This window comes from Martinezella tropici, from assembly GCF_008370325.1.
Classification (GTDB): domain Bacteria; phylum Pseudomonadota; class Alphaproteobacteria; order Rhizobiales; family Rhizobiaceae; genus Rhizobium; species Rhizobium tropici_B.
The window spans coordinates 1-12,242 of sequence record NZ_VNIP01000004.1; the positions used below are offsets into that span (position 1 = coordinate 1).

General features: G+C 57.6%; 13 protein-coding genes. 10 read left to right on the forward strand and 3 right to left on the reverse strand.

The window, feature by feature from the left end; translation table 11 throughout:
• Nucleotides 1–44 precede the first annotated feature (44 nt).
• A complete protein-coding gene (locus FP026_RS05720; protein WP_149633683.1) occupies nt 45–542 on the reverse strand; it encodes a DinB family protein in 498 nt (165 codons plus the stop codon).
• A gap of 435 nt (nt 543–977) precedes the next feature.
• On the opposite strand from FP026_RS05720, the gene FP026_RS05725 reads away from it, so the two are divergent.
• From FP026_RS05725 to FP026_RS05755, 8 genes are all read left to right on the forward strand, one after another.
• Nucleotides 978–1,892, forward strand: coding sequence for a hypothetical protein (locus tag FP026_RS05725; RefSeq protein ID WP_149633684.1), 915 nt, complete (start codon nt 978–980; stop codon nt 1,890–1,892).
• Nucleotides 1,867–2,376 (forward strand): DUF4334 domain-containing protein, encoded by a 510-nt coding sequence (locus FP026_RS05730; RefSeq protein WP_149633685.1) that lies wholly within the window; start codon nt 1,867–1,869, stop codon nt 2,374–2,376. Before FP026_RS05725 ends, FP026_RS05730 begins: the two co-directional genes overlap by 26 nt.
• A 93-nt stretch (nt 2,377–2,469) precedes the next feature.
• Nucleotides 2,470–2,682, forward strand: coding sequence for a DUF768 domain-containing protein (locus FP026_RS05735; RefSeq protein ID WP_149633686.1), 213 nt, complete (start codon nt 2,470–2,472; stop codon nt 2,680–2,682).
• A 100-nt stretch (nt 2,683–2,782) separates the two neighbouring features.
• Entirely contained in the window at nt 2,783–2,959 is a 177-nt protein-coding gene (locus tag FP026_RS30135; protein WP_188112510.1) for a hypothetical protein, read from the forward strand.
• Between the two features lie 563 nt (nt 2,960–3,522).
• The gene (locus FP026_RS05740; RefSeq protein WP_149633687.1) at nt 3,523–4,521 is read left to right on the forward strand and encodes a LacI family DNA-binding transcriptional regulator; all 999 of its coding nucleotides are present in this window, start codon (nt 3,523–3,525) and stop codon (nt 4,519–4,521) included.
• The gene (locus FP026_RS05745; protein ID WP_149633688.1) at nt 4,518–6,035 is read left to right on the forward strand and encodes a sugar ABC transporter ATP-binding protein; all 1,518 of its coding nucleotides are present in this window, start codon (nt 4,518–4,520) and stop codon (nt 6,033–6,035) included. Before FP026_RS05740 ends, FP026_RS05745 begins: the two co-directional genes overlap by 4 nt.
• Nucleotides 6,035–7,078 (forward strand): ABC transporter permease, encoded by a 1,044-nt coding sequence (locus FP026_RS05750; protein ID WP_149633689.1) that lies wholly within the window; start codon nt 6,035–6,037, stop codon nt 7,076–7,078. Before FP026_RS05745 ends, FP026_RS05750 begins: the two co-directional genes overlap by 1 nt.
• A 53-nt stretch (nt 7,079–7,131) precedes the next feature.
• The gene (locus tag FP026_RS05755) at nt 7,132–8,121 is read left to right on the forward strand and encodes a substrate-binding domain-containing protein (protein ID WP_149633690.1); all 990 of its coding nucleotides are present in this window, start codon (nt 7,132–7,134) and stop codon (nt 8,119–8,121) included.
• Nucleotides 8,122–8,371: 250 nt separating this feature from the next.
• Here FP026_RS05755 and FP026_RS05760 read toward each other — a convergent pair whose 3' ends face one another.
• Nucleotides 8,372–8,881 carry an Hsp20/alpha crystallin family protein gene (locus FP026_RS05760; RefSeq protein ID WP_149633691.1) on the reverse strand — a complete coding sequence of 170 codons (510 nt, stop codon included), beginning with the start codon at nt 8,879–8,881 and terminating at the stop codon, nt 8,372–8,374.
• 94 nt (nt 8,882–8,975) lie between these two features.
• Complete coding sequence (locus FP026_RS05765) at nt 8,976–9,452, reverse strand: Hsp20 family protein (protein WP_149633692.1); 477 nt, start codon at nt 9,450–9,452, stop codon at nt 8,976–8,978.
• A 615-nt stretch (nt 9,453–10,067) separates the two neighbouring features.
• Between FP026_RS05765 and FP026_RS05770 the strand changes: the two genes are divergently transcribed.
• Nucleotides 10,068–11,999: a methyl-accepting chemotaxis protein gene (locus FP026_RS05770; protein WP_149633693.1), complete on the forward strand. Its 1,932-nt coding sequence runs from the start codon at nt 10,068–10,070 to the stop codon at nt 11,997–11,999.
• Nucleotides 12,000–12,044: 45 nt separating this feature from the next.
• Nucleotides 12,045–12,206, forward strand: a complete 162-nt coding sequence (locus FP026_RS30840) for an FCD domain-containing protein (RefSeq protein ID WP_348642306.1) — start codon at nt 12,045–12,047, stop codon at nt 12,204–12,206.
• The last annotated feature ends 36 nt before the right edge of the window (nt 12,207–12,242 follow it).

A 12,242-nucleotide genomic window follows, 5' to 3' on the forward strand; every position in this document is an offset into this window, starting at 1 on the left:
GGTCTTCACCGTATGGGTACTATCCAGCTCAGGAAACAGGCAATCTACTCCAGCATTTGAAGATCAGTCGGCTCTGGTTCTGTGCCCGCTGCCGTCAGCATCGCGTGGACCTGACCTCGATGGTGTGTCTGATGATTGAAAAGCTGCATGACACAAAGCGCTTTTGGCTTCTCGATCCGAGTGGAACCATCCCCGGGATACCAGACAAGTGTCCCGTCCAGGTCTGCGTCCAGCAATCCCGCGGACCACGCTTCGATTTCCTCGTTCCGTTTCAAGCGGAGCGCCTTGAAGTCAGCCCAATCCGATGGACTTGTCAGGGAGTGCTTGATGGTTTCCTCTGGGCGCTCGTTTCCCTTTAGTCGCTGCAGTATCAGGGCGTCAGCCCAGTAAAGATGATTTAATGTCGCTGCGATCGATCGGAAGAAAGCACCTCGATCCTTCCAGCGGTCTTCATTGGTGAGACTATCGGCGGCAGTTACCAAAGAGGTATTCTGCCAAGTATTGTAACGCGACATAAGTCGGCAGTATCCGGCTGAGATCATTTTCTCATCCTCCAAAGGCTATCAATGTTTGGCTGGAACGGTGCGACGGACTGGTCTGGTCCTATGCAATCCGCGATCGCATCGCTGAGCGTCAGGCTGGCGCCTGAATGGACGGGAATGGCTGCACCTATATAGCAAATTAAGCTCTTTGCAGTTCTCTGACAATCATAAATTGGCGTGCCTGCGGGGGGGCGAGGTTGTCCAGATCCGTTTCGACGGCGGCTCCCGTCGGGAAACCACAAGCGCGTAAAGGCGTTTTCTTCCTGTGAACTTCATCAGCAGGAGACAGCCAATGACGGATGACAGCCCCACGACGATCAGAGCGACATTCCAAACACGCCAGACAGGCGCGACCGCTGGAGGAGGCGATCACGCGCCTCGGAAAAACACGACGCGCAGCGTGATCTCGCGAGGGTAGTTTCCAGGCGATGTCATATGGACGAAGCAACAAAAGAAACATCCGAACCACGCCCGCTCGAGGGGGCGACGGCCGAACTGCCGCATGACCGCGTAACGGTCGAGCGGTTTCGGCAGGCATTCCCGCGTGCCCGGTGGAGCGACCGGCTGCATGCCTGGTTCGTGCCTGGCCGCACGGCGGAGAGACGCATCGGCCGCTGGCTCGCCGAGATGGAGGCCGAGGCAGGCAGGTTCGCGGACGAGAAGGGACGGGATGCCTTTGCCTTCGAGCCAATCGAAAGCCGCTATCTTGAGGTAGGCCCGGCAACCCTACAGATCCGAACGCCTTATTCGCGAACCGTGATCAACGAGGTCCGGCAAATTCCGTATGCCCGCTGGGATGTCGATCATCGCCTCTGGACTGTGCCCTACCGTTCGTTTGCGGAATTGCGGCAGCGCTGGCCGGCGATCGAGGCGGCCGCGGCGCGTAGTGAGCCGGAGGCTCGGCGGGCGCGGCGCGTGGCGATCAAGGGGACCGAGGAAGAGGAGGCATCTAAGGTGAGGATGATGGAGCGCCGGCGGAAGCGCTATCCGGTTCCCCCAGATGATGCTCCACCCTTCGATCGTGCGATCGGCACGCATATCGGGATCGTCTTCTTCACCAGGACCGATGGCGAGATTGCGGATCCGGCAACAGTCACCGGCTTCTACTTTGCCGCCGCAGCAGGAGAGGACTATGTCTGGGCGTCATGGCGATTAGGCACGCTGGAAGAATTGGTGACGACCTGGCCGGCGCGGACGCTACCGGAAAAAAGCGAACGCGATCGCGGCTGGTGGATACCGACGCTGGAGGAATTGCGCATTGCCCGGCGTGACGCCAGATCCAGGCTGCGGACTAAAAAGCGCAAGCAAAGGGACAACCCATCCAGTGAGAGACCAGCAGACAGTGTTTGAGGAATTCCGACGCTTGCCGTCCATCGCGCCGCGCGAACTCCTCGGCCTATGGAAGGGACGCGGCATCCCGGCGGAGCATCCATTCGACGGCGTACTGGAAAATCTCGGCTGGTTCGGCAAGCGCTTCACCCCCAATATGCGCGCCGACGCGTTGCTGTTTCGGTCACGCGAACACCGGCTGACGGCAATCGATCCGAAATGGATACCGATTCGCCTGGCGCTGCGTTTCCATTCCGTCGGGAGGACTCGTGTAGCGAGAGACCTATTTTCCTGTCTTCAGCGCCGACTGCGGGCGAGGGGACCGGTCGCATCGCTCAAGACCGCGGTGTTTGGCGGCGCCGAGAGTGCCGCGATGGTCTATGATATGCAATCGATCGTCGATCATTTCCGCCGCATTGATGAGGTGAGGGTCATGGGAGCAATGACGATCAGTGGCGATCCGCGGATCTATTTCTTCGAACTCGAGCGCGTCGATGAACCTTGAAAGGAGGTGGCTCCGTTCATGCCGCAATCTTTCGGCGCCACCTGGACAACCATTTCCGTCCTTGTGCGTTCGTATCGAAACAAGGTCTAAGCCATGAAGCCTGAACAATTCCTCGAACGTTGGAAATCGGAACATATCAACAGTGGTACTCAGCAAACAGAGGCGTCGAAGCTGGTCGAGGACTTGGTTAGCGATGCTGAAAATGAGGGCATCAGCCGCGAGATGCTGGCGCAAGCAGCCGGCGGCGCGCTGGTCAACTATGTCGTCGGCGCAATCCAGGAAGCGGTCGAGGAGGCGCTGCGGTAGCTGGCGCGCGATCCGCGTTTCCACCTTCGCCGCCACGGCGCTCGTCGAGAATTATGTCCGTCCCGGGACTCGTCGGAGAACAAAATGAGGAGATGATGAAGTGCGTGATTATCTGCCCTATATCGCCGGCGGCGCCCTGGGGTTGCTGATATCATTTGTTCTCTCGAGCCTGCTCGGGCTTTCCGGGACGCCGCAGCTCATCCTGTTCGGATTGATGCCAGCATTTTGCGGTGGATTGCTTGAAAGGGTTGTGCTGCGGCGTTCGCGAAAACGCTGAGTATCCGGCGGGCTAGCAGTTCAGCCGGTTTCCCGGCCATGTCGAATACCACTCGCCCATCTTTTAGCCATTGAAATCTCGGTCCACCTCAAACATCCAATGGCGCACATGATCGAGCAAAAGCGCGACGTCATATCGCCATTCCAGAGCGAGTAGTTTCAAGTCCATTCGGCCAGATTGAAGACGCACATCAAGTCTATGCCTGAGGTCGGTGAATCCGTTGATGGTTTGTGAAGGTGCAAGCGTGTTTTTTGGCTTGCCACTGCGGGCCAGACGCTTGGCAAACAGTTCCAGATCCGACGTTGTTTCGTAGGTCGTCTCGGCATGAGCAATCCTCCAGGCATTCGAGCATGGGTTTGCACAAACGAAAACTGTAAGCGGAAAATAGTTTCCAATCGATCGCGGAGACAGCAGGCGAAAAAACGATTGCGCAAACGTTTCGACGACGCTAGCGTGACGATATTCGCGGATCCTTGAGGAGCCTCCTGGAGGTTGGATTCCGCTGGGGAGGATACTTTGAAAAGCCTGTTTGTTGCGCTGCTGGCGAAAGCTGGAGCGTGCTCATGACGACTATTTCCGAGGTTGCCAAAGCGGCCGGGGTTTCAGTGTCCACGGTTTCGCATGTTCTCAACAAGACACGCTTTGTTTCGCCCGAGAAGGTGAAACTCGTCATGGAGACCGTCGAAGCGATCGGCTACATCCCGAACGCCGTCGCTCGCTCGCTCAAGCTTTCATCGACAGGCACGGTGGGATTGGCGATTTCCGCAATTTCGAATCCTTATTTCAGTGACATCATTTGTGCGATCGAAGCCGAGTGCTCGAAGCGCGGCTTGATCGTGTTCCTATGCGATACGCAGGACGATCCCGAGCGCGAGCTGGAGCTGATTCAGCATCTGCATCAACGCCGCGTCGACGGAATTATACTTGCGCCCTCGGGCGAGCCTAAAAGGTCGCTGGACTACCTCATCGCATCCGATCTTCCTTGTGTGCTGGTTGACAGGTTGTCGGACGATCGCTTTGACCAGGTCGGGACCGATAATGCCGCTGCAATTCGTACGCTGGTCGACCATCTCGTGACGCTGCATCATCGAAGGGTCGGGATCATCCTGGGGCAGCCAGGCTTCACAACGACTGTGGAACGAATGAATGCCTTTCGGGCTGCGATGACCGAGAAAGGAATAGAGGTTCCGGATGGCTTGATCAGCGACAGCAATAACAATACCGCTGACGCCACCGCCTCGACGCACCGACTGTTGGAATTGAAGGAACCGCCGACCGCGATCCTTGCATCGAACAATCTCACGATGATCGGCGCGATGAGGGCGGTCCGGGAACGGAGGCTTCGCGTACCCGCAGATATTTCCGTACTCGGGATCGATGATTTCGAATGGGCGGACTATTTCGAGCCGCGCCTCACGCTGATTGCGCAGCCCTGTGATGAGATCGGCCGCAAGGCGGCAGACCTGCTGATCAAACGTATCGGCAATAAACGACGCCCCCTCCAGACCGTCCGCCTGGCGTCAGTTCTGCGGGTTCGTGAATCGTGCGGAGAAGCAGCATGAACCAGGTCGTTCTTTCAGCGAAAGGTGTCGTCAAGCGTTTCGGCGGTGTTCACGCACTTCGCGGCGTGGATTTCGAACTTAAGTCTGGCGAAATCCACGCGCTACTCGGTGAGAACGGTGCTGGAAAGTCCACGCTGATGAACCTGCTTTCTGGTGTGCATACGCCGGATGAGGGCGAGATCTTCGTCGACGGCAAACTCGCCCGATTTCACAGCCCTCGCGACGCGCAGGCGGCAGGGATTGCGACGATCTTCCAGGAGCTGGACCTCGTTCCGAGCCTGAGCGTGGCCGCCAATCTCTTTCTCGGGCGAGAGCTTGTGCATCCGCATGGCATGCTCGACGGAAAAGCGATGCTGCACGAAGCGCGCAAAAGACTGGAAGCGATCGACCGGTCGATCGATCCGGCTCAGCTCGTCAGTGAGCTGTCCATTGGCCAGCGTCAGGTCGTTGCCATCGTCAAGGCACTTTCCTATGCGTCGAAGGTGCTCATTATGGATGAGCCGACCGCCGCCTTGACCGTTGGCGAAGTGGATCGATTGTTCGAGATCATGCGTGGTCTGGTTTCTTCAGGCGTTGGCATCGTCTATATCTCGCATCGACTTGAAGAAGTCCCGCAGATTGCCCATCGCGTAACGGTGATGCGCGACGGCAAGGTCGCCGGGGTGACTGAGCCCGATGCGCCGCAGGCCGAACTGGTGCAGCTTCTCGTCGGACGTCCCTTGAACGAGCTTTATCCGCGCCGCGCGGAGAGCTTTGGTGACGTGCTCTTGCACATGCATCAGGCTTCATTCCGCCCACATCGGGCATCGCCTGGGTGGCAGGCCCCGGTGAAAATCGATCTGGATGTCCGCCGCGGAGAAATTGTCGGGCTCGCCGGCGTCATGGGCGCTGGCCGAACGGAGCTGTTAAGTGCCCTCTATGGAACTGGCGTTCCCGGCAAATGGCTTGGTGACATTACGATCGGCGGTAGGCCGGCAAAGCTGAAATCGATCGCGGCCGCGCGCAGATCGGGTCTTGCGTTCGTGACGGATGACAGACGCGAGACCGGACTTATGCTGCGCATGTCGGTTGGTCTCAATCTGGTCATGTCGGTGATCCGCCGAATATCGCCAAATGGCTTGCTATCTTCACGGCGTCAGGAAGATGCGATCAGGAGCTCCTTCGGCCAATTCGATATCCGTCCGAAGAATTCCGCCATTCCGGTCGGATCGCTTTCCGGGGGAAATCAACAGAAGGTCGTCCTCGCTAAGGAGGTACTTGGCAATCCGAGCCTGCTTCTTCTCGATGAACCTACACGTGGAGTCGATGTCGGCGCAAAAGGCGAGATTTACGCGCGCTTGCGCAAGCTTGCAGCTGACGGTTTGGGGATTCTGGTTGCGTCAAGCGAAATGCCAGAGCTGATCGGGCTCTGCGATCGAATAGTGGTTCTGCGCAACGGCTGCAGCGTTGCCGAGTTTTCTGGCGGGGTTGGAGAACATGAAGTCCTCGCGGCTGCCAACGGGAGGGAGGCCTGATGTCCGAACAGCAAATCGCGTCCAATCCAGCGGTCCAGCCCGTCAAGCGGATCGATCCGCTTGCGGTGATGGTCCGTTTCCAAAGTCTGATTGGCCTTGTGCTGGTTTTTGCCGGGGGCATCATTTTTTCCCCGCGGCGGCACGGCATCATCCTGTTTCTCCAGCCTGACAACATCGCCAATATCGTTCGCGCGGTGTCGGAGACGGGGATTATCGCAATTGGCATGACATTCGTGATCATCACCGCAGGGATCGATCTATCGGTCGGAGCGACGCTCGGTCTTGCGAGCGTCGTGACCGCGACGTTGATGGTGTCAGGCGGTTTTGGGCTTATTACAACGGTTTTGGCCGTGCTGCTTATGGGCACATTCTTTGGGTTGATCCAAGGTGCTATCTCAAGCAAGTTTCGCCTTGAAGCATTTATCGTGACCCTTGCAGGTTTGCAGGCGGCGCGCGGATTGGCGCTCGTCGTTTCGGGCAACCAATACATCAATATTTCGTACGGCGATGGCCCGGGTCTTGCTCCACCCGTTTTCGCCATTCTGGGCGGTCGGTTGTTCGGCAACGTGGTTCCCGTTGCCACGATTGTCTTTCTGATCTTTGCCTGCATCGCTACGCTCGTGCTGAATACGACAAGGTTTGGCCGGTACGTCTTTGCCGTTGGTGGAAATGAGCGCGCCGCGCGCATATCGGGCGTTCCAGTGTCGGCGATCAAGATCGCTGTCTATGCGATTACCGGATTCGCATCGGCGCTCGCCGGTATTGTTCATGCCGGACAGTTCAACTTCGGGAGCGCCAATGATGGGACCGGATACGAACTGACGGCGATCGCGGCCGTCGTCATTGGAGGAACCAGCCTGTTTGGCGGCTCGGGTTCGATGGTCGGTACAATCGCCGGTACGATCATGCTCGGCGCTTTGGCCAATATTCTTCAACTCAACAACATAACGCCAGCCATGCAATTGCTTGCCACGGCGGCAATTATCGTTCTGGCGGCTGTCCTTCAGTCCCTCGTCCGTCGCCGCGAAGGATTGGGCAGGTAAAGTGGCGGCATTTCCCGGAGGGTGGATCCGGGATTAATGTGGAGGAGAAAGTAATGACACAGAATGCGTTTCGATCATCGAATACCTGGCGCATCGTACTCCTGGCGAGCTCATGCCTTGGTATCGCCAGCGCGGCCCAGGCCGCCGATCCGCTCGTGAAGGCCTGCGCCAAGAATGGCGAATTCGTTATCGGCTTTTCGCAGGCAAATAATGCGGAACCCTATCGCCAGCACGTCAACGATGAATTGCAGACAGCCGCCAAAGCCGTCCCGCAATTTACGCTGCAAATCGCCGACGGAGCAGGCAACGTCAACACGCAAACATCGCAGGTCGACAATTTCATCACCCAGAAGGTTGATCTTCTCTTGATCTCGCCTTTCGAGGCGGCTCCGCTCACGCCGGCCGTCAAGCGGGCGATGGATGCGGGTATTCCGGTCATCGAACTCGATCGCAAGACGAACGGCGAAGCCGGCAAGGACTACACCGCTTTCATCGGAGGCGATAACTATAAGATCGCGTTGGCTGCCGGTGAATATACGAGCAAGACGCTGCTACCAGATGGCGGTGAAGCTGCTGTACTCGAGGGCCTTCCCAGTTCGACACCGGCCGTGGAGCGACTGAACGGTTTCAAAGATGGCGTAAAGGCTAATTCGAAAATCCAGATCGTAGCGGAACAAGCAGCCGACTGGCTGCCGGATAAGGCGCAGACAGCGTTCGCCGCCATGCTGCAGGCGCATCCCGATATAAAGATGGTCTATGCGAGCAATGACATGATGGCAGCCGGTGCCCTGCTTGCCGCGAAGGGTGCGGGCAAGACGATCAAGATTATTGGCACCGATGGCTTGCCAGGACCGGCAGGTGGTATCGAAGCCGTCGCAAGGGGTGACTGGTCCGCGACCTTCACCTATCCGACGGGTGCGAAAGAGGCGATCGATATGGCAAAGTCCATACTTTTGGACTGCGCTCCATCGGTGCCGGCCACGGTCACGGTCGACACCACAGCCATTACGCCCGAGAACGCAAAGCAGATGATGGGTAAGTAAAAACGTCCGGGCTCGGCCGGTTGGGCGCTTTCGTTTAGCCGGCCGAGCCAAGACCTGCTGCTTGCGCGTTCGAAACAAGAAGACGAGTTCACATCTGTTCAGCGCTTGCTAGATGCCATGGCAGGAAGGCGGATCGAGAAAGCCTGCTTAAGAGGGACATCGCCCGAGATCGGGCCTTTTCGTAATAAGGAATAATTGGCGATAGATGCCGGCGGTCGCCATCGGGCCAGCCGCCGGCTGGTTGGATCGATCAGCTATTGATGGCGATGCGTTTGACCTGCGACTGCGCCTTCTCGCTCTTCGGCAAGGTCACAGTCAGTACGCCATTCTTGAAGGTGGCGTCGACCTGATCGTCCTTGACTTCGACGCCGAGCGGAATGCGGCGCTCGAACCGGCCGTAATAGCGCTCGGAGAACTGGCGATCCTTGTCTTCGGTCTCGGAACGCTTTTCGCCTTTCAGCGTCAAGACGCCATCGTTGAGTAGGACCTCGATGTCCTTCCCCTCAAGGCCGGGGACCTCGGCCGTCACTTTGATCTCCTTGTCGGTATCGGAGATCTCGACGCTCGGCCAGTCGGCGCCAAACGTGGAGCCCTTGCCGAAAGACGGCAGGCCCGAGCCGAAGCCGCGGAAAACATCGTCGAATAGGCGATTCACCTCGCGATGCAACGACAGGAAAGGATCACGGTCGTCATCGCGCAGGAAACTTGGAACCTGGTTGCCGTTGTTGCGGCGCCAGGAAATCAAATCACGAACGCTCATGGGTTTTCTCCTTTCTGATGGTTCTATTGGCAAAGCTTGCCGGCCGGCGCCGAGACTTGCCCGGCGCCTTTGCGCGTGTCGCACTCGTGGAAGCTCAAGCCACCTGCTTTTCGTTGCCGATCTGTTTCGTCTCGGCTTTCGGCAGAACCATGTCGGTCGAAATGTCGATTCGGCGCGGCTTCATCTCTTCAGGGATTTCGCGCTTGAGATCGACGGTCAACAGACCGTTCACGAGGCCGGCACCGACGACCTTGACATGATCAGCGAGCTCGAACCGACGCTGGAATGCACGGTTTGCGATGCCGCGATGCAGATAGTGGACGTCTTCACCGTTTGCCTTTTGACCCGAAACGATGAGAAGGTTCTGCTCCTGCGTGATTGTCAGCTCGTCGTCGGAGAAACCCGCCACTGCCATGGCAATGCGGTATTCATCGTCACCGGTCTTGACGATATCGTAGGGCGGCCAGTTGTCGATCGTATCGAGGCGGCTTGCAGCTTCGAGCGCATTCAACATTCGGTCGAAACCGATGCTCGACCGGAACAGGGGAGAAAAATCGAGGTTTGTCCTCATAGCCATATCCTCCTTATAAGCAACATGGATACAAGGAGGCGCCAAGAGCACATGGCGCCTCCTGGACTTCGTCGATTCCCGTTGGGCAATCGAACAATATTAATATAATTCCGTGGCTTGCGGGTTTCAAGAATAGGCGAACTATCCGGCATAAAAATTTGATCTTCCGCTTTTGTCCCAGATTCCCGGGAGGACGACGTTATTGTCGTCCTTGGACATGTCGGTGAAACGTCGGGCCGGTCCTCGACGGTGGTCGCTGCATTCAGCACGTAGAGAAGCTATTGAGCGTGGCGTACCAGATCAGCCGGGGAACCCTTCTTTGTTGATCGGTCATCGATCGATGCGGTGAGCTTGCACGGCCCGAGATAGATGGGTTTGGGAGATGATTGCGCTAAAGTCGGAGGCGGTGGTTCCCGTCAGAACCCAATGAAGTAATATTTTATATGCGGTATCTTAATGTATATTTCCCTATATTCGGTATATGCCTGAAGATATGATATAGTTGTACTTGTAACCTCGATGTTGAGCATAAAATCCTTAGTGATCGACATATTTTGACGGATAATTAACGACGATCCCACATCCTTCTCTTGAGGAAATCTTGGGATATGTTTCATGGCGTCGATCCAGCAGAAAATCATCCTTGCAAGCGTAGCGATATTTGTGATTGCGGGCGGCGCAACTGGTGTGGGCATATGGTCCGCCTCGACCCTGACGCAGAATGCCGAGAAAATAGCGGGATCGGCTCAGGTTCTGCGGAACCACATGCAGGCAGATATGATGCATGACGCTTTGAGAGCGGATGTGCTGGCCGCGTTGCTTGCTTCCGATCCTGCATCCGGTATTGGCTTTGACACAGTCAACTCAGATCTTTCGGAGCATGTCACATCGTTTCGCGAGATGATTAAGGCCAACAAGGCGCTCGCGACGGATCCGGACACTCAAAAGGTGCTTGCCGGCGTCGAATCTCCGTTGCTGGCCTATATCGACAACGCAACCAAGATGGTCGCGGCGGCAGAGAAGGATCCGGCGGGCGCCTTGAAGGCATTGCCCGATTTCATGAAGCAGTTTTCCGCCTTGGAAACTGCCATGGAGGAGGCGGGCGATCAGATACAAAAAGTATCGGAATCGATCGCGGCAGAAAGTACCCGCACAGCAAATTCCATTCGCGGCTTCATGCAGGGGCTTCTAGGGCTGACAGCGCTGCTCGCCATCATGCTCTTCGTATTGTTCCGCAGGACCGTGTGCAAACCCATCCTGGCACTCTGCGCGGATATGGCCAAGCTCGCGGGCGGCGAGACCAATATCGCTTGCACGGGCATCGGCCGAAGCGACGAAATAGGGACGATGGCGCAAGCCGTCGAAGTATTCCGAAAGGCGGCGATCGCCAATCGGCAGCTCGAAGCGGACGCGGCAAGGGAACGTCAGCAGGCGGACGCCGACAGGATCGCTGCCCAGCAGAAGGCGGAAGCCGATGCCGCGGAGCGTCTGCAGGTCGCAACATCCGGTCTTGCCATGGGGCTCAAGAGATTGGCCTCCGGGGATCTTTCCTTCCAGCTCAACGAGCCATTCGCCCCGGATTTCGAAGCTCTTCGCCACGATTTCAATACGTCACTGCAGCAATTGAGCAGCACATTGAGCGCGATTGCCGAGAGTATCGTATCGATTGACAGCGGCACGCAGGAAATCTCTTCCGGAGCTAGCGATCTTTCCCGCCGAACGGAGCAGCAGGCAGCATCGCTTGAAGAGACCGCCGCCGCTCTCGATCAGATTACGGTCAATGTCAGCAATTCGAGCAAGCGGACGGAAGAGGCGCGGACGGCGGCAACGGCCGCCGATCATAGCGCTACCCGGTCGGCTGACGTCGTCAGCAGGGCTGAGGAAGCCATGCAGCGAATAGAGAATTCCTCCCAGCAGATTTCCAACATCATCGGCGTGATCGATGACATTGCCTTCCAGACCAACCTACTGGCGCTCAATGCCGGTGTGGAAGCGGCGCGCGCCGGTGAAGCGGGTAAGGGGTTTGCCGTCGTGGCGCAGGAAGTGCGGGAATTGGCGCAGCGCTCCGCGGCCGCTGCAAAAGAGATCAAGGCGCTGATCAATGCTTCTTCCGCCGAGGTCGATGGTGGAGTGAAGCTCGTGCGTGAAACGGGGGTCGCGTTGAAGGAAATCGGTGAGCGCATCTCGGGCATAAACCAGCATATGAACGCCATCGCCGCATCCTCCAAGGAGCAGTCGACAGGCCTTGCCGAGGTCAATGCGGCGGTCAATACGATGGATCAGACGACGCAGCAGAATGCCGCGATGGTCGAACAGTCGACGGCAGCCTCCGCCGCACTGGCCGCTGAGGCCAGCAAGCTAAGCGAACTCGTATCTCAATTCCGCCTTGAGGCCGCGACCTCCGCCAGCTCGGCGATCTTGCGACAAACGGCGCGGGCCATGGCAGAGCCATCGCGGCGCGCTTCATCCGTCGAGCCGGCTGCACAGATGGCACGCAGAGCGGTCGCCGGGGGCGGTCGAGCCGCTTCCGGGTGGAAAGAGTTCTGAGCACATCCTGGGGCTTAGCGGTAAACGGGCGTTTGTTCGCACCCTTTGCCGAGCGAACATGCAGGCATCGCCGAAGCGATTGTCACGGGCGATGCCGATTTGGCAGCGCGCTTGATGCGCAACCATGTCCTGCGCTCGGGTGAGACCTATCTCAGCATCGTCTTTGGAAAGCAGAGAATATCTGAGCAGGCCTCGGTGCTTGTTTGATCCTGTTGCGGATCTAGCGAAGGTTCGAAGGTTGGC

Coding starts and splice junctions, on each gene's coding strand:
- FP026_RS05720 (WP_149633683.1), bottom strand. CDS start 542: ATGATCTCAGCCGGATACTGCCGACTTATGTCGCGTTACAATACTTGG.
- FP026_RS05725 (WP_149633684.1), top strand. CDS start 978: ATGGACGAAGCAACAAAAGAAACATCCGAACCACGCCCGCTCGAGGGG.
- FP026_RS05735 (WP_149633686.1), top strand. CDS start 2,470: ATGAAGCCTGAACAATTCCTCGAACGTTGGAAATCGGAACATATCAAC.
- FP026_RS05740 (WP_149633687.1), top strand. CDS start 3,523: ATGACGACTATTTCCGAGGTTGCCAAAGCGGCCGGGGTTTCAGTGTCC.
- FP026_RS05745 (WP_149633688.1), top strand. CDS start 4,518: ATGAACCAGGTCGTTCTTTCAGCGAAAGGTGTCGTCAAGCGTTTCGGC.
- FP026_RS05750 (WP_149633689.1), top strand. CDS start 6,035: ATGTCCGAACAGCAAATCGCGTCCAATCCAGCGGTCCAGCCCGTCAAG.
- FP026_RS05755 (WP_149633690.1), top strand. CDS start 7,132: ATGACACAGAATGCGTTTCGATCATCGAATACCTGGCGCATCGTACTC.
- FP026_RS05760 (WP_149633691.1), bottom strand. CDS start 8,881: ATGAGCGTTCGTGATTTGATTTCCTGGCGCCGCAACAACGGCAACCAG.
- FP026_RS05765 (WP_149633692.1), bottom strand. CDS start 9,452: ATGAGGACAAACCTCGATTTTTCTCCCCTGTTCCGGTCGAGCATCGGT.
- FP026_RS05770 (WP_149633693.1), top strand. CDS start 10,068: ATGGCGTCGATCCAGCAGAAAATCATCCTTGCAAGCGTAGCGATATTT.